Raw genomic sequence first — 19,226 nt, 5'->3', positions numbered from 1 at the left:
TCCGCGGCGTGCCGGACGGGTGACGTCGCAGGTCTCGGCTAGGTTCTCGTCGCCCGGCAGCGTGGCCGGCGTGGGACAACAGCACGGAGGGCACGTCATGGGAGTCGTCGTCGGGATCTACCGCCTCGCGCTGGCGGGGATCACGTTCCTCGCACTGTTCTGGGCGCCGAGCACGGGCGTGACGTTCGACATCGAGGACTACGTCTACTTCACCAACCAGTCGAACCTGCTGCTGGCCGTGGTGATGCTCTGGGGCGGCATCGCCGTGCTCGCCCGGCGCGCCGAGCCGCCGCCGTGGCTGTTCGGTGCGGTGACGCTCTTCCTGCTCATCACCGGGCTCGTCTCGTACCTGATCCTCGACCCCGCCCCTCCGGGCGAGGAGGTCATCGCCCTCGGGCTCACCCACGACCAGCTCGTGCACCGCCTGACGCCGATCGCGACGTTCGTGCACTTCCTGCTCCTGGTCCCGCACCGCCGCCTGCGCATCCGCACCGCCGCGTACTGGCTGCTCTACCCGGTGGCCTACTGCACGTTCAGCACGGTCCGCGGCCTGCTGAGCCCCACCAGCGACTACCCGTACGGCTTCGTCGACGTCTCGGACCTGGGCTACGACGGGCTGGTGCTCAACGTGCTCATCTACGGCGTCGGGTTCTTCGTGCTCGGCCTCGTCCTGGTGGGCCTCGACCGGCTCCTGCCCGCGCGGGCGATCCTCGGCAGGCACGAGCCCGAGCCGATCCCGCGCGCGCCGCTGGTCCCCGCGGAATGATGTCGCCATGCCAGTGAACCTCACCCGTCCCGTCGCGCCCGACCCCTACTCGCTGCTCCCGGCGGTCCCCGACTTCACGCTGACCAGCGACGACTTCCGGGCGGGCGAGCGCCTGCCGGACGTGCACACCAACACCGACGCCGGCCGCAACGTCTCGCCGCAGCTGTCCTGGGAAGGCTTCCCCGAGGCCACGCGGTCGTTCCAGATCAGCTGCTTCGACCCGGACGCGCCCGGTCCTGCCGGCTGGTGGCACTGGACCGTCGTCGACGTGCCCGCCACCACCACCTCGCTGGCCCGGGGCGCCGACCTGCCCGCGGGTGCGTTCGCCCTGCGCGGCGACGACGGACAGGCCCGCTACGTCGGCGCCGCTCCCCCGCCGGGCGACCAGGTGCACCGCTACTTCTTCGTCGTGCACGCCCTCGACGTGCCGTCCCTCGGGCTCGGCCCGGACGCGATGCCGGGCGCGGCGAACACCGCCGTCACCTTCCACACGCTCGCGCGGGCGGTCCTCGTCGGGACCTACCAGCAGTGACGCTCGGCACGCTGACCTGGGTGCGCGCGCTCGACCGCCCCGACCTGCTCGCCGTCTCCACGCTCGCCGCGATCGAGGCGTGGGCCGCGACCGACCCGACGGTGGCCGAGGCGGTCCTCGTCACGGAGATCGACCCCGACCTCGCGGACACCGCCGCGCTGACCGAGGCCTACCGCCTGCCGCCTGCGGCGTCGGCCAACTGCGTGCTCGTGGCAGGCCGGCGCGAGGGCGAGGAGCGGGTGGCCGCGGCGGTCGTCCGTGCGACCACCCGTGCGGACGTGAACTCCACGGTCAAGCGGCTGCTCGACGTCCGCAAGGCGTCGTTCCTGCCCATGGACCACGCTGTCGAGGAGTCGGGCATGGAGTACGGCGGCATCACCCCGCTCGGGCTCCCCACCCGGTACCGGGTGCTGGTGGACGGCCGCGTGGCGGTGGACGACCCCGACGCGGGGGCGACCGTGATCATCGGCAGCGGGGTGCGTCGGTCGAAGATCGCGCTGCCCGGGGCGCTGCTCGCGCAGGCGCCCGGCGTGGGCGTCATCGAGGGCCTCGCGCTCGCGTAAACTTTCTTCGAGTAGCATCGGAGGCAAGTTTACGAGCCGGGGAGGTGGGCATGGGCACCTACGTCACGCAGCAGTGGACACCGCGCGCGACCGACGGGGTCCCCCGCCGGTTCACGCGCTCGGGCAGCTACCAGGCGTTCGTCCCCGACTCGCTGCTCGACCTCGACGTACACCTCGAGGCGGGCCTCTCGGGGCTCCTCGACGAGGCGGAGAGCCGCGCCCGGGAGGCCGCCGACCTCGCCGCGCACGCGGGGCTCGGACAGATCGGCGACCTGCTCGTCCGCTCGGAGGCCGCCGCGTCGTCCCTCATCGAGGGCTACGAGCCGACGCCCCGCGCGGTGGCCGTCGCCGACTTCGTGGCCCGCGGCCGCGAGTCCGCCGTCACGGTCGCGCGCACCCTGCACGCCGTCCGCTCGTCGGTGGAGCGGGCCCTCGACGCGGACGTGTCCCTGGTGTGGGACGCCGTCGAGCTCCAGCGACTGATCGCGCCGCGGCACGCGGGCGTCCGCACCGAACCGGTGTGGATCGGCGGCCGGACACCGCTCGAGGCGCACTACAACGCCCCGCCGCACGAGCTGGTCCCCGGGCTCCTCGACGACCTCGACGCCTACCTGGTGTCCCGTCGGCACCGGCCGGTCCTCGCGGCCGCCCTCGCACACGCGCAGCTGGAGACCATCCACCCGTTCGCCGACGGCAACGGCCGCGCCGGCCGGGTCCTCATCGGGACCGTCCTGGCCCGGTACGGCGTCGCGCCCCGGATCACCCTGCCCGTCAGCACCGCCCTCTTCCGCGACCGCGAGCGCTACTACGCCGCGCTCGACACCTACCGTCGCGGCGACCACGGTGTCGCGATCGTGACCGTGGTCGCCGAGGCGGTCGTCGCGGCCGCCGCCGACGCGCTCGCGCTCTCGGGCCAGGTGACGGACTGGCAGCGCCGGCAGACGGACGCTCTCGACGCCTACCTGCGGGACAGGTCGCCGACCGGCCGCGTCCGGCGCGGCGTCGCGCACCGCCTGGTCTCCGACCTCCCGACGCACCCCGTGCTCGATGCGGCCTCCGTGGCGGCGCGGTACGAGATCAGCGCCGTCGCCGCACGCAACGCGCTCGACTCCCTGGCCGCGTCGGGGGTGCTGCGCACCGACCGGAAGGCCGACCGCACCCGCACCGTCTACGTGGCCACGGAGCTGCTCGACCTCGTCGCCGAACCGGGGATCGTCCCCGACGCGGAGCCGGCATCGGCCGTCGACGTCCCCGTGGCCGCCCTCGACCTCGAGGCCGAGTCTGCGTGCGGCGCCTGGCTCCCTCGCGCCGGGCGCGCCTGCCGCCTGCCCCGCGGGCATCGCGGCCAGCACCGCTGAGCGTCGGTGGCCGTCGCTAGGGTGCGCCACATGAGCCGGACGACCCACCGCGTCATCAGGGACCGGACCGTGTGTCGCGCGCACGGGATCGCCGGCGTGCTGGCACGGCCCGCGGCCGGCGCCGAGCGGGCAGTCGTGGTGATCGGCGGGTCCGAGGGCGGGATGCACGAGCGGGACGCCGTCGCGCTCGCGGAGGAGGGGTTCGCCGCGCTCGCCCTCGCCTACTTCGGCACGGCCGGCGTCCCGAGGATGCTCCTCGACGTGCCCCTCGAGTACTTCGGCCGGGCGATCGACCTGCTCGAGGCGCAGGGGTTCGCACCCGGCTCGATCGGTCTGCTCGGCGGCTCCCGCGGCGGCGAGGCGGCGCTGCTGGTGGGCAGCCGCGACGAGCGCGTGGGGTCGGTGGTCAGCGTCGTCGGCAGCGGGGTCGTCACCGCCGGCATCGACTACGACGTGGGCCGGCTGGACCGGATCCTGCGGTCGTCGGGACCGGCCTGGACCGTGGACGGCGAGCCGCTGCCGTTCCTGCCGTACGCGGTCACACCGGAGCTCGAGGACGCCATCGCACGCCACGACCCGGTCGCGCTGCGCGACGGGTTCGCGCCGCTGCCGACCGACCACGACGCGCTGGAGCGGGTGAGCATCCCGGTGGAGCGGATCCGCGGCGGCGTGCTGCTGGTCGCGGGTGGCGACGACCAGATGTGGGACTCGCCCGGGTACCACCAGGTGGCTGCCGACCGCCTGGCTGAGCACCCCTACCCGTGGGCGAACGTGGTGCTCGACAGCGCCGGCCACATGATCGCCGGCCCGCCCGGCGGCGTCGCGACCAGCCAGGGCCCCGGTCCTGGCGTCACGTTCCGCTACGGCGGCGACCCGGTCCTCACCGCGCACGCTCGCCGGGAGACGTGGACGCGGACCATGGGCTTCCTGCGCTACACGCTCCCCCGCGACGACCCGGCGTGAGTCAGGCCCGGGTCGCCCAGAACGCGACCGCGGCGGCCGCGGCGACGTTGAGGGAGTCCACCCCGCCCGCCATCGGGATCCGTACCACCAGGTCGGACTCGGCGACGGTCACCGGCTTGAGCCCGTGCCCCTCGGCGCCGAGCACGAGGGCGAGCCGCTCCGGCGGGTCGGCCACCAGCTCGTCGAGGGTGATCGAGTCGTCCGACAGGGCCAGTGCCGCGGTGACGAACCCGGCGTCGCGCAGCGCGGAGATCCCCTCGGGCCAGGGGTCGATGCGCGTCCACGGCACCTGGAACACCGTGCCCATCGACACGCGGACGGACCGGCGGTAGAGCGGGTCGGCGCACCGCGGCGTGACCAGCACGGCGTCGACCCCCAGCGCCGCAGCCGACCGGAACGCGGCGCCGACGTTGGTGTGGTCGACGATGTCCTCCAGCACGGCGACCCGCCGCGCGCCGGCGAGCAGCTCGGAGACCGGCGCGAGCGGGGGCCGGTGCATCGCGGCGAGCGCCCCCCGGTGGACGTGGAAGCCGGTGATCGCCTCGAGCACGGGCTCCTCGGCGACGTAGACGGGGACCTCGGTGTCGTCGGACGGCAGGCTCGCCAGCAGCCGCTCCAGGTCCGGCAGCCAGCGCGGGGACAGCAGGACCGAGCGCGGTCGGTGACCGGCCGCGAGCGCGCGACCGAGGACGGTGGAGCTCTCGGCGATGTAGAGGCCCTTGGCGGGTTCCTGCCGCGAGCGCAGCGCGACGTCGGTCAGGGAGACGTAGTCGGCGAGACGCTCGTCGGCGGGGTCGGTCACGGGCTGGACGGAGGCGACGGGCACGCGCTCATCCTTCCAGCCGGACGACGACCTCCCCGTCGCGCTCGAGCGAGAACGGCGTGCCGTCGACGGAGTAGGCACCGAGCAACCCGCTCACCGGCACGCGTCCCGTGGACGAGGTCCGCCGTGTCGTCGGCGCCAGCCACCACTCGTCCTTCACCAGCCGCCGCAGCGCGTCGTACGCGGGCTTGGGGGTGCCGTCCGCCCGCACGAGCCCGCCGGGCGCGCCCAGCCACGCGCCGTCGTCGGTGATCCCCCAGTACGTCGCGGCCTGCACCGCGGGGTGCCCGACCAGCGTCCGGTAGTGCCGCTCGATCTCGTCGGCCTGGCGCGCCTCACCCTCGGGGGTCGACGGCCACGACGCGACCTGGTGGTCGTTGAGGTCCTCGATGTGCGCAGGCATGAGCTCGCCCGACAGCAGCGTCGTCTCGGTCAGGTGCAGCGGCAGGCCGAACCGTGCGAACCGGTCGAGGATCGCCAGCGTCTTCTCCTCACCCCAGTACCCCTGGTGCATGTGACTCTGCAGGCCGATCGCGTCGACCTGGATGCCGGCCTCGAGCACGCCCTCGATCAGGCACTCGTACGCGGTGGACATGTCGAAGTCGTTCAGCAGCAGCGTGGCCGACGGGTTGGTCTGCCGGGCGGCGTCGAACGCCAGCCGGATGGTCGGGATGCGTCCGCGGTCCCACGCCAGGCGCGTCAGCCCGTTGGGCTCCTTGTCGAACACCGGCATGATCACGACCTCGTTGATCACGTCCCAGGTGTCGATCACCCCGGCGAAGTCCGCGACCTCGCGACGGATGCGCGCGTCCTGCACGTCCGCGATCTCGTCGGTGCTCAGGTCCAGCAGCCACGGCGCGCACACGGTGTGCCAGGCCAGCGGGTGCCCCTTGACGACCACGCCTCGCTCGGCGAACCAGCGGGCAGCCCTCAGCAGCCGCGCGGTGTCCGGACGGCCGCGCACGGGCTCGAACGTGCCCCAGTAGAACGGCAGCGTCGCGGCGTTGAACACATCGAGCCAGAGGTCGGCGAGCGCCGCGGACCGCTCGTGCGCCTCGGCCTCGCCGTTGGCGAGCGCGACGAGGTCGAACCCGATGTTGCCGAACAGGAAGGCGTGCCGCTCCTGCGCGACCACGACGTCGGTGTCGGCGAGCGGGTGGCCGTCGGGGCCGAGGACGGTGACGACGGCGTCGGCGCGCCGGTGCTGCAGCGAGGACATGCGGGCCAGCCTGCCACGGCCGAAAACGTTATCGATCCGCCGCCACGCCGGGCTCGAGCTCGACGGCCGGCACCGGGCGAACCCGGATCGCGCGACCGCCGAGCACCGCGCCGACCGCGCCCGCCACGGCGACGACGGGCACCACCAGGAACGCCTGGTGCGTCCCGACGACGTCGGACAGGGCTCCGAGGGCGAACGGGCCCACCCCGATCGCCAGGCCGCCGACGAGCGTCGCGCGGGCCTGCATGGCGTCCGCGCGGCCGGGTGCTGTGGCCAGCAGGAGCGCGATCGACAGCGGGTACGTGGCGCCGTACCCGAACCCCGCCACCACCAGCCCGACCATCGCGACCCACGGTGTGGTCGCGGTCCACAGGATCGCCCACCCGCCGATCGCCACGACGAACGCGACGGCGAGGAGCATCGCCGGCGGCACGCGCAGCGACAACGGCCCGACGACGAACCGGATCGCGGACATGCCCGCCACCAGCCCCGCGGTCGTCGCCGCGGCGATGCCCGCGCCGGCACCGGTCTGCTCGATCACCAGGCCGGTCGCCCAGTACGTCGTGGCGAACTCCATCAGGATCGCGGCCACCAGGGTCACCAGGAAGCACCAGGTGGGAACCCGGCTCCCGGTCTGGACCCCGGACCGGGGCGCGACCACGGTGTCAGGGGCGTGCGGTGGGGTCATCGCCCCGCCCACCGGGATCCGCGCCACGACGACGGCCGTGGCGAGCGCCAGCACGGCCGTCACGGCCACGGCGGGCCGCCACCCCCAGCCGACGGCCACGCACGCGCCCACGGCGAGCGGGCCGAGCAGCCCGACCGAGGACCCGACCCCGTTGCCCTCGGTGAGCGCCGCGGACGCCTTGCTGCCGTGCTGCAGCGCGAGCCCCGCCTGCGTCGAGCTGATCGCGACGTTGCCGCCGAGCGACACGACGACCATCGCGCCGAGGCTCCAGGCCAGACCCGGGGCCGCCACGATGCCGCACGCGCCGACGGCCACGAGCGCGGACGCGAGGACGATCGCCCCCCGCCGACCCCGAGCACGCACGAGCCGCGGTGTGGCGAGCGACGCGACGATGGCTCCGACGGCCATCGCCGTCCCGTGCAGCCCTGCCTGCGCAGCGGAGATCCCCAGCTCGTCGGCCAGCAGCGGCACGCTCGGGTTGAAGCTGTAGAGCAGCCACCCCCACACGACGAAGGGTCCGTAGAACGCGATCGTCATGCGGTCGCGCGGGAACCCCTCGGAGGACATGCGCCCGAGCGTACGTGCCTGATCAGGGCGTTCTCCGGGACGTCAGTCCACCGGCGCCACCGCGGCGGCGAACTGGCTCGCGTACAACCGGGCATACGCACCGTCGGCGGCGAGGAGCTCGTCGTGCGACCCCTGCTCGACGATCGCGCCGTCCTCCATGACGAGGATCGTGTCGGCGTCGCGGATGGTGGACAGCCGGTGCGCGATGACGAACGACGTCCGCCCGTGCCGCAGCGCGTTCATCGCCTGCTGGACCAGCACCTCGGTGCGGGTGTCCACCGACGAGGTCGCCTCGTCGAGGATGAGGATCGCCGGGTCGGCCAGGAACGCGCGCGCGATGGTGAGCAGCTGCTTCTCGCCCGCGGAGACGTTCGAGCCCTCGTCGTCCACAGTCGTCTCGTAGCCGTCGGGCAGCGTCCGCACGAACTTGTCCACGTGCGTGGCCTCGGCCGCGGCGACGATCTCCTCCTGGGTCGCGCCGTCGGCGCCGTAGGCGATGTTCTCCGCCAGGGTGCCGCCGAACAGCCAGGTGTCCTGGAGCACCATGCCCATCTGCGAGCGCAGCGCGTCCCGGGTCAGCTCCCGGGTGTCCACGCCGTCGAGCGTGATCCGGCCGCCGTCCACCTCGTAGAACCGCATGAGCAGGTTGACCAGGGTCGTCTTGCCGGCGCCTGTGGGTCCGACGATCGCGATCGTCTCCCCCGGCTCGGCCACCAGGGACAGGTCCTCGATGAGCGGCTTGTCGGGCGAGTAGCTGAACGCCACGTGATCGAAGGCGACCCGCCCCCGGGTGGGCTGGACGGGCGGTGTCGGCTCGGCCGGGTCGGGCGACTGCTCGGGCGCGTCGAGCAGCTCGAACACCCGCTCCACCGAGGCGACCCCGGACTGCAGCAGGTTGGCCATCGACGCGATCTGCGTGATCGGCTGCGTGAACTGCCGGCTGTACTGGATGAACGCCTGCACGTCACCGAGCGTCATGGTGCCGGACGCGACCCGCAGCCCGCCGACCACCGCCACGATCACGTAGTTGAGGTTGGCGACGAAGCCGAGCGCGGGCTGGATGATCCCGGAGATGAACTGCGCCCGGAAGCTGGAGTCGTAGAGCTTCTCGTTGCGCTCCGCGAACACCTCGGCCGCCTCCGCCTGCCGCCCGAACACGGTCACGAGGGCGTGCCCCGTGTACATCTCCTCGATGTGCGCGTTGAGCTTGCCGGTCCATGCCCACTGCTCCATGAACTGCGGCCGCGACCGCTTGGCGATCGCCCCGGCGATCATCACCGAGAGCGGCACGGTGACCAGGGCGATCACGGCCAGCAGCGGGGAGATCAGGAACATCATCACCAGCACGCCGACCACGGTGAGCACCGAGGTGATGAGCTGCGAGAGCGTCTGCTGCAGGGTCTGCGCGACGTTGTCGATGTCGTTGGTCACCCGGCTCAGGAGCTCGCCACGCGGCTGGCCGTCGATGTACCGCAGCGGCAGGCGCGACAGTTTGGCCTCCACCCGCTGACGCAGCCCGTACACGACGCGCTGCACGACGACCGCGGTCAGCCGGCCCTGGAGCCAGCCGAACAGGAACGAGCCCACGTAGATGAGCAGCACGACCATGAGCAGCTGCCAGAGCCGGTCGAAGTCGATCCCCACCCCGGGCACGGCCCCGCTGCCGGCGACGACGTCCGCGAACGTGTCCTGCCCGCTCGCGCGCAGCGCCGAGACCGCCTGGTCGGTGGTGGTCCCGGCCGGGAACGCGGATCCGAGCTGGGTGCCGACGACCCCGTCGAAGATGATGTTGGTGGCGTCGCCCAGGAGCTTGGGGCCGATGACGGCGAGCACCACCGAGGCGACGGCCAGGGCCACGATGAGCGCCATCGGTGCCCGCTCGCCGCGCATCTCGCGCAGGAACCGGCCGGCGGACTCGCGGAAGTTCATCGACTTCTCGACGGGCATCCCCATCGACATCATCGGCCCGCCGGGGCCGCGGCGGGCCGGAGGGATGCGCTGCGTCTGGGTGCTCACGCCGCCTCCTCCACGCTGACCTGCGAGTACACGATCTCCCGGTAGGTCTCGGACGACTCCAGCAGCTCCGCGTGCGTGCCGACGCCGACCACCAGGCCGTCCTCCATGACCACGATGCTGTCCGCGTTCCGGATGGTCGCCACGCGCTGCGCGATCACCAGCACCGTGGCCTCCCGCGTCTCGGGGACGAGCGCGGCCCGCAGCCGGGAGTCCGTCGCGTAGTCGAGGGCGGAGAACGAGTCGTCGAACAGGTAGATGTTCGGCCGCCGCACCAGGGCGCGCGCGATCGCGAGCCGTTGACGCTGGCCGCCCGACACGTTGGTGCCGCCCTGGGCGATCGGCGCGTCGAGCCCACCGTCGAGCGCCTCGACGAAGTTGCGCGCCTGCGCGACCTCGAGCGCGTGCCAGAGCTCGTCGTCGGTCGCCCCTGGCCTGCCGTACTCGAGGTTGGACCGGACGGTGCCGACGAAGAGGAACGGCTTCTGCGGGACCAGGCCGATCTGGGTCCACAGCTGGTCGGGGTCGAGCGCGCGCACGTCGACGCCGTCGATGAGCACCTCGCCCCCGGTCACGTCGAACAGCCGGGGGATCAGGTTGAGCAGGGTCGTCTTCCCGGCACCCGTGGAGCCGATGATCGCGGTGGTCTTCCCCGGCTCGGCGACCAGGTCGACCCCGTGCAGCACGGGGCGCTCGGCGCCCGGGTAGCGGAACTCGACGCCGTGCAGCTCCAGCAGGCCGGGCCGCGACTCGGGCCCGGTCCGGAGCACGGCCGGCTGCGCGGGCGGGACCACGGAGGTGCGGGTGTCCAGCACCTCGCCGATGCGTTCGGAGGACACGACGGCCCGCGGGACCATCACGAACATCATCGTCGACATCATCACGGCCATGAGGATGTAGGCGATGTACGAGAGGAACGCGGTGAGCTGCCCGATCATCAGGTGGCCGGCGTCGATGCGCTGCGCGCCGAACCAGAGGACGGCGACCGTGGTGGCGTTGAGCACGAGCATGACGGCCGGGAACATCAGCGCCATGAGCTTGCCCACCCGCAGCGAGGTGTCGTAGAGGTCGGTGTTCGCCCCGTCGAACCGGGCGGACTCCCGGCGCTCGCGCACGAACGCGCGCACCACCCGGACGCCCGCGATCTGCTCGCGCAGCACGCGGTTGATGGCGTCGATCCGCTTCTGCATGGACCGGAAGTACGGGATCATCCGCGTGACGATCAGGGCGACGACGATGCCGAGCGCGGGCACCGAGACCAGGAGCACCGCGGACAGCCCGACGTCCTCGCGCATGGCCATGACCACACCGCCCACCAGCATGATCGGCGCCATGATCATCAGGGTGAACGTCAGCAGCACCACCATCTGCACCTGCTGCACGTCGTTCGTCGTGCGGGTGATGAGCGTCGGGGCGCCGAACTTGGCGACCTCCTGGGCCGAGAACGTCTGCACGTGGCCGAACAGCCGCTTGCGCACGTCACGGCCGAACGCCATGGCGGTGCGGGAGCCGAAGTAGACGGCGATCACGGCGGCGACCACCTGCACCAGGCTCACCGCGAGCATCACGCCGCCGAGCCGCATGATCTCCCCGGTGTCGCCCTGGGCCACGCCGTCGTCGATGATCCGCGCGTTGAGGCTGGGCAGGTAGAGCGTCGCGATGGTCTGCACCAGCTGGAGCACGACCACGGCGACGACTGCGCTCCGGTAGGGCCGCAGGTGCTCCTTGAGCAGGGTGATCAGCATCGCGGGGTCCCCTCGGCCAGCACGCCGTGCAGGACCAGGTCAGCCAGCCGCTCCGGGCTCGGGGGCGGGACCTCCAGCCCGCGCCGCAGCGCGTCGACCGTCCGCATCGACGAGCCCATCAGCACCGTGGTGAGGAGCTCGATCACGTCGTCGACGGGCAACCGGAACTGGTCGGCGTCGGGCTCCAGCAGCCACGCGAGCGTCGCGTTCACGGCCGCGGTGCCGGCCTCCTGCCGCCGCCCCCACATCCGCATCGCCGCCTCGCGGTGCTCGCTCGGGGACCTCCCCGGCTCGAGCCGGCTGATCTCGTGCAGCAGGGCCATCCACCGCATGGACTCGCCCACCCGCCCGAGTCCCTGGGCCAGGATCGCGACCAGGCGGTCACGCAGCGGCAGGGTGCGGTCGATCGTCGCAAGCTCGGGTACCGACGCGGCCGGGTCGACCGCGGCGAGGACGGCCTCGCGGACCAGCGTCACCTTGTCGGTGAACACCCGGAAGAGCGTGCCTTCCGCCACGCCGGCCGCGTCGGCCAGCTCGCGAGAGGTCACGGCGGCGCCGCGCTGCAGCAACAGGGGCCGCACGGCGAGCAGGATGGCCGCCCGGCGCTCGTCGGGCGGCAGCGGCGTCGCCCGTCCCGTCGGCGGTTGGAGAGTCGTGTCCACGACGCGACCGTAAGTGAGTGAGCACTCACTCCGGAACCATGTTCGCTGTGGGCGAACATGGGCCAGGGGAGGACCCTCGTCGAGATCCGGCCCTGTGCGTCAGGCGGTCGGTGCGTCCTCCGGCGGCGGCTCTGGCGCCCGCGGGGGCACCGCTCCCCCACCAGGACGCTGCCCGAGCTCGACCGACGGGTCGAACGGGAGACCGCTCAACGTGCCCGAGCTCGTCGCGTCCGCGGTCGCCGCGGCCGACTCGCGCCGCGCCTCGGCGAGCGCCTCGGCGGGGTCCGTCAGCGTCGTCGGCGGGAGGTCGTCACCCAGGGGCGAGGTGCCGGCCGGGCGGCCCGAGTCGGAGACTCCCCCGTCGCTCCCGGTGAACGCGCCGCCGAACCCCTTGGCGAACGTGCCGAGCGCGCTGGTCAGCTCCGACGGCAGGAACCACATCTTGTTCGACGGGGTCGCGGCGATCTTCGGCAGCATCTGCAGGTACTGGTACGCCAGCAGCTTGGGGTCGGCGTCGCCGCGGTGCACGGCGTCGAACACCTGCAGGATCGCCCGGGCCTCGCCCTCGGCCGTGAGGATCGCCGCCTGGGCGCCACCCTCGGCCCGTAGGATCGCGGCCTGCTTCTCGCCCTCGGCCGTGAGGATCTGCGACTGCTTGAACCCCTCGGCGGTCAGGATCGCCGCACGACGGTCACGCTCGGCGCGCATCTGCTGCTCCATCGACCCCTTGATGGAGTCCGGCGGGTCGATCGACTTGAGCTCGACGCGGTTGACGCGCACGCCCCACCGCCCGGTCGCCTCGTCGAGCACACCACGCAGCTGGCCGTTGATCTGGTCGCGGCTGGTCAGCGTCTGCTCGAGGTCCATCGACCCGACCACGTTACGGAGCGTCGTGACGGTGAGCTGCTCGATGCCCTGGATGTAGTTGGCGATCTCGTAGACCGCCGACTTGGGCTCGGTCACCTGGAAGTAGATGACCGTGTCGATGCTCACCACGAGGTTGTCCGAGGTGATCACGGGCTGCGGCGGGAACGACACCACCTGCTCGCGCAGGTCCACGCCGGCGCGCACGCGGTCGACGAACGGGATCAGCAGGTGCAGGCCGGCGTCCAGCGTGCGGGAGTAGCGCCCGAGCCTCTCGACGATGATCGCGACGGCCTGCGGGACGATCTTGACCGCCCGCACCAGCGCGATGACGACGAACAGCAGGACCAGCCCCAGCACGATGTAGAGGGCGATCTGCCCACTGCCCAAGCCGTCCATGAATCCTCCAGAGGGGTCACTCGCGGGCGAGCTGCCCGCGGTCGTTCAGGGCTCAGGCGCCGACGACGGGGACGACGACTGCCGTCGCTCCGTCGATCCGGGACACCCGCACCTCGGTGCCGGGCGGGATGGCCTCCGCGGCATCCGCCCGGGCGCTCCACACCTCACCGTTGAGCTTCACGCGGCCACCCTCGACGGTGACCGTCGAGACGACCACCGCGTCGCGGCCGACAAGCGCTGCGGCGTTGGTCTCCACCAGCGGCATCCGGTCCCGCAGGTGCCGCAGGAGCCACGGACGGAGCGTGGCGAGCAGGATGACCGAGGTCAGCGCGGCGACGACGAACTGCACCGGCACCGGGGCTCCGAGCCAGTACGCGATCGCCCCGGCGATGGCGCCGCCGGCGAACATCGCGAGCACCAGGTCGAGCGAGAGCATCTCCAGGATGCCCAGCGCGAGCGCTGCTCCGATCCACCACAGCCAACCCATCGGTGCCCACTCCCTCAGTCAGGCAGGTCCGGACGCCGGAGCCTGCTGTCCAACCGATACTAGACGGGTTCTTTGCGAACCTGTGGGGAAATGCTCAGCCCTCAGAGGAAGCCGCGCGCGCCGACCAGCGACCGTCGGTCTTGGCCACGACGAGAGGGAGGTCGAACGCGCCCGACAAGGTCTCCGGGGTGAGGACCTCGTCGATCGGTCCGGCCGCGAAGGCCTTGCCCTGGCGCAGCAGCAGGATGTGCGTGAACCCGGGCGGGATCTCCTCGACGTGATGCGTGACCAGCACCAGGACGGGCGAGCGGTGGTCGCCGGCCAGCTCGGCCAGGGCCGCGACCAGCTCCTCGCGACCCCCGAGATCGAGACCGGCGGCAGGCTCGTCCAGCAGCAGCAGCTCGGGGTCGGTCATCAGCGACCGGGCGATCTGCACACGCTTGCGCTCCCCCTCGGACAGGGTGCCGAAGGTGCGGCCGGACAGGTGCGCCACCCCGAAGGCGGCCAGGAGGTCCGCGGCACGCGAGTCGTCGAGCGCCTCGTACTCCTCGCGCCAACGCCCCGTCACGCCGTACGCCGCGGTGAGCACGACGTCGCGCACGCTCTCCCCCGCGGGGATCCGGTCCGCGAGCGACGCGCTCGACAGGCCGATGCGCGGGCGCAGCTCGAAGACGTCGACCCGCCCCAGCCGCGAGCCGAGCAGGTCGGCGGTCCCGCTCGTCGGGTGCATCCGGCCCGAGGCGACCTGCAGGAGGGTCGTCTTGCCCGCACCGTTGCGGCCGAGCACCACCCACCGCTCACCCTCGCGGACCGTCCACGTCACCTCGTCGAGGATCGTCGTCGTTCCCCGGCGGATCGTCACGGCCTGCAGGTCGAGCACGTCGGTCATGGGCATGACCCTAACCGTCGAGCCGCACGTCGGCGGCCTGCGACGGGCCGCTCGTCGGTGCGCTGGGTCACGTCTACCGTTGTACCGTGGACCTGACCCTGGAGCTCCCCCGCTCCGTCCTCCTCGCGCTCTGGCTGGCGGACGAGAGCATCGACCGCGCGGTGCTCGTCGACGCCGTGCAGTCCGACGACGAGCCGCACACGGTCCAGCGGCGGCCGTCGCACGACGAACCGCTCCGTGACGACCTGACCGACGAGCCGCTGAGCGTGCTCCTCGACGCGTGCGCCGGCTCGCCCCGGGACGTCGCCGCGGTGCTGCCCGTGCCGGGTGACCCCGGAGCCACACCGGCGTCCGTGAGCTCGGCGGCGACCGAGGCCGGCGAGGCCGTGCTCGTCCGCACCCCGCAGGAGTGCCTCGTCGCGGTCCCGGTGGTGCAGCGCTTCGGCTCCGCACTCGAACCCGGGCACCTGGTCACCTGGGAGCTCTCCGACGTCGCCGACTGGCGCCACGCCGTGCACGCCCGCACGGGGTCGCTGCAGGACGCCGAGCGCGAGCTGCGCCAGGGGCTGCTCCAGGCGACCGAGGCACTGGTCAAGCTCGACGTCGCGCAGTGGCGTCCCGACGCCGCCGAGACCGTGGCGGCGCTGCGGGAGCTCGAGCTGCCCGCGTGGCGGCTGCCGGACAGCCTCGACGGCCGGCGCGTCCGGGTGCTCGCCAGCGCGGCGCGCCTGCGCGCGATCGTCGCGCTGGCCACGCAGGACGACGGCGCCGCCGTGAACCTGTGGCAGGCCGACCAGCGGTCGACGGCGCTGCGCGAGGTGGACCGGATGGCCCGCCGCGCGATGGCCGCGGCGGCGTCCCAGGTGACGGCCTGACGGTCAGCCGAGCGCCGCTCGATACACCTCCAGCGTCCGCTCGGCGATCGCCTCCCACGTGAAGTGGTCCTCGACGCGGCGGCGCGACGCCAGCCCCCACTGCGCGGTCCGGGCCTCGTTGCCGACGACGTCGGTGAGCGCGTCTGCGAGGTCGTGCACGAACCGGTCGGGGTCGACCGGGGTGCCGGTGCCGTCCTGCAGCTGGTCGATCGGGACGAGCCGGCCCGTGACGCCGTCGTCGATCACCTCGGGGATGCCGCCGGTGGCCGTCCCGACCACGGGCAGCCCGACCGCCATGGCCTCGAGGTTGACGATGCCCAGCGGCTCGTAGACCGACGGGCACGCGAACACCGTGCCGTGCATGAGGACGGCGATCAGCTCGTCGCGCGGCAGCATCTGCTCGATCCAGACCACGCCCGACCGCTTGGCGCGCAGCTGCTCGACCAGCCCGGTGACCTCCGCCATGATCTGCGGCGTGTCCGGCGCGCCCGCGCAGAGCACCACCTGGACCTCGGGCGGCAAGAGCTCGACGGCACGCAGGAAGTACGGCAGGCCCTTCTGCCGGGTGATCCGGCCGACGAACACCACGCTCGGCCGGGACGTGTCGATGCCCAGCGCCGCGACGGTCGCCGACGCCTTCGCCACCGCCTCGTCGCTCGTCGGCCGCTGCCACTGGTCGAGGTCGATGCCGTTGTGCACCACCTTGACCCGTGCGGGGTCCACGCTCGGGTAGGCCCGCAGGATGTCCTCGCGCATGCCGCCGCTGACCGCGATCACGGCTGCGGCACCCTCGTACGCAGTCTTCTCGGCCCAGCTGGACAGGGCGTAGCCGCCGCCCAGCTGCTCGGCCTTCCAGGGGCGCAGCGGCTCGAGGCTGTGCGCCGAGACGACGTGCGGGAGCCCGTGCAGCAACCCGGCGAGGTGGCCGCCGAGGTTGGCGTACCAGGTGTGCGAGTGCACCAGGTCGGACGCGACGCCGTCGGCACCGACCGCGCCCACCGCGTCGGCCATCTCGAGGTCGACCCCGAACGTCTGCAGGGCGGCGTTCGCGCCGGCGAGCTCGGTGGGGACGGTGTAGCCCGTCACGCCGGGGGCGTCACGGGGGCCGTCGAAGCAGTGGACGCGCACGTCGATCGTGCGCTCGAGGACACGGGTCAGCCCCGCGACGTGGACGCCCGCTCCGCCGTAGACGTGCGGCGGGTACTCCCGGGTCAGCAGGTCGACACGCACAGCAACCATCCCCTCGCCACCGGCACCGACGACCGGTTCTCCCGCCGACACGCTAGCGCGTGAGCGACGTCACGCCTCGCTGGGACCGCGCCTGGGGCCTAGGGTCGTAGCCATGGCAGCGCCGCGCGTCCTCGCTATCGTCCTCGCAGGTGGGGAGGGCAAACGTCTGATGCCCCTCACCGCAGACCGTGCCAAGCCGGCGGTGCCCTTCGGGGGGTTGTACCGGCTGATCGACTTCGCCCTGTCGAACGTCATCAACTCCCGGTACCTGCACGTCATCGTGCTCACCCAGTACAAGTCCCACAGCCTGGACCGGCACGTGTCCAAGACGTGGCGGATGTCCCCGCTGCTGGGCAACTACGTCGCCGCGGTGCCCGCGCAGCAGCGCGTCGGCAAGCACTGGTACCTCGGCAGCGCCGACGCCATCTACCAGTGCCTCAACATCATCGAGGACGAGCGCCCGGACATCGTGGTCGTCGTCGGGGCCGACCACGTGTACCGCATGGACTTCTCCCAGATGGTCGACGCCCACATCTCCTCGGGTGCCGAGTTCACGGTCGCCGCGATCCGCCAGCCCATCGAGGAGGCCGACCAGTTCGGCGTCATCGAGGTCGACCCGACGGACGCCACGCGCATCAAGGCGTTCCTGGAGAAGCCGACCGACCCGGTGGGCCTGGCGGACTCCCCCGGCGAGATCCTCGCGTCGATGGGCAACTACGTGGCCAACGCGGACGCGCTGGTCGCCGCGGTGACCGCCGACTCCGAGAACGTGAACTCGCGCCACGACATGGGCGGAGACATCGCCCCGTACTTCGTGGAGCGCGGCACGGCCGGTGTCTACGACTTCCTGCGCAACGACGTGCCCGGCTCCACGCCGCGCGACCGCGACTACTGGCGCGACGTCGGCACCATCGACGCGTTCTACGAGGCGAACATCGACCTCATCTCGATCGAGCCCGTGTTCAACCTCTACAACGACGAGTGGCCGCTCTACAGCGGGTACACGAGCCTGGCACCCGCCAAGTTCATCCACGCGGGCGCGGGCAGGCTCGGTCACGCCGTGGACTCGGTGGTCTCTCCGGGTGTGCTGGTCTCCGGCGCGACGGTGTCCGGCTCGGTCCTCTCGCCAGGCGTCCGACTGCACTCGTGGGCGCAGGTCACGGACTCGGTGCTCTTCGACGACGTCCACATCGGCCGGTACGCGCAGGTCCACCGGGCGATCATCGACAAGAACGTCCACGTGCCCGAACGCGTCCGCGTCGGCCTCGACCACGACCACGACCGCGCACGCGGGTTCACCGTCACCGAGTCCGGGATCACCGTCGTGCCCAAGGGAACGATCATCGCGGAGTGAGCACCGGGCACGTCGCCCGGCGCGCGCCACTACCCTGCCGTCCGTGAACCAGTCGCCGCCCCGCCTCGTCGTGATGGACGTCGACTCGACGTTCATCACCGGCGAGGTCGTCGAGATGCTCGCCGCCCGAGCGGGCTCCGAGGAGCTCGTCACCGAGATCACCGAGCGGGCCATGCGCGGCGAGATCGACTTCGCCGAGTCCCTGCACGAGCGCGTGGCGACGCTCGCCGGCCTGCCGGAGTCCGTGCTGGCCGACGTGCTCGCCGAGGTCGAGCCGTCCCCCGGCGCCGCGGAGCTGGTGGCCGAGCTGGCTGCCCGCGGGTGGCCCGTCGGCCTGGTCTCCGGCGGGTTCATCGAGATCGTGCGCCCCCTCGCCGCGTCGTTCGGCATCACGCTGACCAGGGCGAACGCCCTCGAGGTGGTCGACGGCCGACTCACCGGCCGCGTGAGCGGAGCGGTCGTGGACCGGGCGGCGAAGGCGCGCACCCTGCGCGAGTACGCGGCCACGGTCGGCATCCCGATGGAGCGCACGATCGCCATCGGCGACGGCGCCAACGACATCGACATGGTGGTCGCCGCCGGCTTCGGGATCGCCTACAACGCGAAGCCCCTGCTGTGCGCAGCGGCCGACGCTGTCGTGCGCGACCGGCTGGACGCCGTCCTCGACCTGCCGGTCTTCGCGTCGTGACCTCGACGGATGCCACCGGGCCGGTCGACCACCGCGTGCGGATCCTCACGCTCGACACCCACGCCCTGCGCCGGCTGTACTGACCTCAGCCCAGGTCTGGCAGGGACCTTGCCGTCCCGGCCGGTACGTGGTCAGCCCTGGCGAGCCTGCTGGCCGGCGCCGTGGGGATCGGTTCGTTGCGTCGGAACGTCGCACGCCAGGTCGACGTCGACGAAGAGTCGCAGCCGGTCGTCCGCAGCCAACGATGCCAGCGCCCACTCGCGGCGGGCGGCGGTCGCGGCGGTCTCGACGTGGTCCGCCGTCGCCTCCAGTGCCTGTGCCTGTCGCAGCAGCCGCTCGTCGTCGGGGGCGGCGGCTGCGGCGACGGCTGCGGCGTCGGCACCGTGGCGCGCCCGGCGGGCCGCGAGCATCAGATGGGCGGCCCGGGCTCGGGCCACGTGCTCCTGCCGACGCGCGCGGAGCTGCTCGGCGGTCGCGCCGGTGTGCGTGGCGGTACGGACCTGCTGCGTGGTGGTCATGTGGCTCGCCTCCCTGTCAGGAA

At 72.7% G+C, this 19,226-nt stretch carries 19 protein-coding genes; 8 read left to right on the top strand and 11 right to left on the bottom strand.

Translation table 11 applies throughout. The features are described 5' to 3' along the window. Nucleotides 1–97: 97 nt before the first annotated feature. From ASD18_RS15305 to ASD18_RS15285, 5 genes are read left to right on the top strand one after another with little or no spacing between them, the layout of a single operon-like run. Nucleotides 98–766: a Pr6Pr family membrane protein gene (locus ASD18_RS15305; protein ID WP_056093944.1), complete on the top strand. Its 669-nt coding sequence runs from the start codon at nt 98–100 to the stop codon at nt 764–766. Nucleotides 767–773: 7 nt separating this feature from the next. Further along, entirely contained in the window at nt 774–1,298 is a 525-nt protein-coding gene (locus ASD18_RS15300) for a YbhB/YbcL family Raf kinase inhibitor-like protein (RefSeq protein WP_056093941.1), read from the top strand. Next, the gene (locus ASD18_RS15295; RefSeq protein WP_056093937.1) at nt 1,295–1,861 is read left to right on the top strand and encodes a YbaK/EbsC family protein; all 567 of its coding nucleotides are present in this window, start codon (nt 1,295–1,297) and stop codon (nt 1,859–1,861) included. Before ASD18_RS15300 ends, ASD18_RS15295 begins: the two co-directional genes overlap by 4 nt. Before the next feature lie 50 nt (nt 1,862–1,911). After that, nucleotides 1,912–3,219, top strand: a complete 1,308-nt coding sequence (locus tag ASD18_RS15290; RefSeq protein ID WP_056093932.1) for a Fic family protein — start codon at nt 1,912–1,914, stop codon at nt 3,217–3,219. Nucleotides 3,220–3,249: 30 nt separating this feature from the next. Continuing rightward, nucleotides 3,250–4,182 carry an acyl-CoA thioester hydrolase/BAAT C-terminal domain-containing protein gene (locus tag ASD18_RS15285; RefSeq protein WP_056093927.1) on the top strand — a complete coding sequence of 311 codons (933 nt, stop codon included), beginning with the start codon at nt 3,250–3,252 and terminating at the stop codon, nt 4,180–4,182. A 1-nt stretch (nt 4,183) separates the two neighbouring features. Here the strand turns inward: ASD18_RS15285 and ASD18_RS15280 are convergent, their stop codons facing one another. From ASD18_RS15280 to ASD18_RS15240, 9 genes are all read right to left on the bottom strand, one after another. Beyond that, nucleotides 4,184–5,008, bottom strand: a complete 825-nt coding sequence (locus ASD18_RS15280) for an RNA methyltransferase (RefSeq protein ID WP_056093924.1) — start codon at nt 5,006–5,008, stop codon at nt 4,184–4,186. Between the two features lie 4 nt (nt 5,009–5,012). Continuing rightward, nucleotides 5,013–6,224: an endo-1,4-beta-xylanase gene (locus tag ASD18_RS15275; RefSeq protein ID WP_056093921.1), complete on the bottom strand. Its 1,212-nt coding sequence runs from the start codon at nt 6,222–6,224 to the stop codon at nt 5,013–5,015. A gap of 28 nt (nt 6,225–6,252) precedes the next feature. After that, on the bottom strand, nt 6,253–7,479 hold the full coding sequence (locus ASD18_RS15270) for a sugar MFS transporter (RefSeq protein WP_056093918.1): 1,227 nt from the start codon (nt 7,477–7,479) through the stop codon (nt 6,253–6,255). A gap of 42 nt (nt 7,480–7,521) precedes the next feature. Next, entirely contained in the window at nt 7,522–9,441 is a 1,920-nt protein-coding gene (locus ASD18_RS15265; protein WP_082574180.1) for an ABC transporter ATP-binding protein, read from the bottom strand. Nucleotides 9,442–9,491: 50 nt separating this feature from the next. Then, entirely contained in the window at nt 9,492–11,237 is a 1,746-nt protein-coding gene (locus tag ASD18_RS15260) for an ABC transporter ATP-binding protein (RefSeq protein ID WP_056093912.1), read from the bottom strand. Then, the gene (locus ASD18_RS15255; RefSeq protein WP_056093909.1) at nt 11,231–11,899 is read right to left on the bottom strand and encodes a TetR/AcrR family transcriptional regulator; all 669 of its coding nucleotides are present in this window, start codon (nt 11,897–11,899) and stop codon (nt 11,231–11,233) included. The genes ASD18_RS15260 and ASD18_RS15255 overlap by 7 nt, the downstream gene beginning before the upstream one ends. A gap of 99 nt (nt 11,900–11,998) precedes the next feature. Continuing rightward, complete coding sequence (locus ASD18_RS15250; RefSeq protein WP_056093907.1) at nt 11,999–13,162, bottom strand: SPFH domain-containing protein; 1,164 nt, start codon at nt 13,160–13,162, stop codon at nt 11,999–12,001. Between the two features lie 52 nt (nt 13,163–13,214). Continuing rightward, nucleotides 13,215–13,649, bottom strand: coding sequence for an NfeD family protein (locus ASD18_RS15245; RefSeq protein ID WP_056093904.1), 435 nt, complete (start codon nt 13,647–13,649; stop codon nt 13,215–13,217). Nucleotides 13,650–13,743: 94 nt separating this feature from the next. Next, nucleotides 13,744–14,538: an ABC transporter ATP-binding protein gene (locus ASD18_RS15240; RefSeq protein ID WP_056093902.1), complete on the bottom strand. Its 795-nt coding sequence runs from the start codon at nt 14,536–14,538 to the stop codon at nt 13,744–13,746. Nucleotides 14,539–14,624: 86 nt separating this feature from the next. On the opposite strand from ASD18_RS15240, the gene ASD18_RS15235 reads away from it, so the two are divergent. Beyond that, a complete protein-coding gene (locus ASD18_RS15235) occupies nt 14,625–15,413 on the top strand; it encodes a hypothetical protein (RefSeq protein WP_056093899.1) in 789 nt (262 codons plus the stop codon). A 3-nt stretch (nt 15,414–15,416) separates the two neighbouring features. Here the strand turns inward: ASD18_RS15235 and glgA are convergent, their stop codons facing one another. After that, nucleotides 15,417–16,643, bottom strand: a complete 1,227-nt coding sequence (glgA, locus tag ASD18_RS15230; RefSeq protein WP_056093896.1) for a glycogen synthase — start codon at nt 16,641–16,643, stop codon at nt 15,417–15,419. Between the two features lie 112 nt (nt 16,644–16,755). Here glgA and glgC point away from each other — a divergent pair, with 112 nt between their 5' ends. Together glgC and serB are read left to right on the top strand one after the other, a co-directional pair. Further along, a complete protein-coding gene (gene glgC / locus ASD18_RS15225; protein ID WP_056093893.1) occupies nt 16,756–17,997 on the top strand; it encodes a glucose-1-phosphate adenylyltransferase in 1,242 nt (413 codons plus the stop codon). A gap of 43 nt (nt 17,998–18,040) precedes the next feature. Continuing rightward, nucleotides 18,041–18,685, top strand: coding sequence for a phosphoserine phosphatase SerB (gene serB / locus ASD18_RS15220; protein WP_255355449.1), 645 nt, complete (start codon nt 18,041–18,043; stop codon nt 18,683–18,685). A 131-nt stretch (nt 18,686–18,816) separates the two neighbouring features. Here serB and ASD18_RS15215 read toward each other — a convergent pair whose 3' ends face one another. Then, nucleotides 18,817–19,203: a hypothetical protein gene (locus ASD18_RS15215; protein WP_056093890.1), complete on the bottom strand. Its 387-nt coding sequence runs from the start codon at nt 19,201–19,203 to the stop codon at nt 18,817–18,819. Between the last annotated feature and the right edge of the window lie 23 nt (nt 19,204–19,226).

Origin of the sequence: Cellulomonas sp. Root137 (assembly GCF_001426725.1) — a bacterium.
Taxonomy (GTDB): domain Bacteria; phylum Actinomycetota; class Actinomycetes; order Actinomycetales; family Cellulomonadaceae; genus Cellulomonas.
This window is presented reverse-complemented; position numbering and strand designations above follow the sequence as displayed.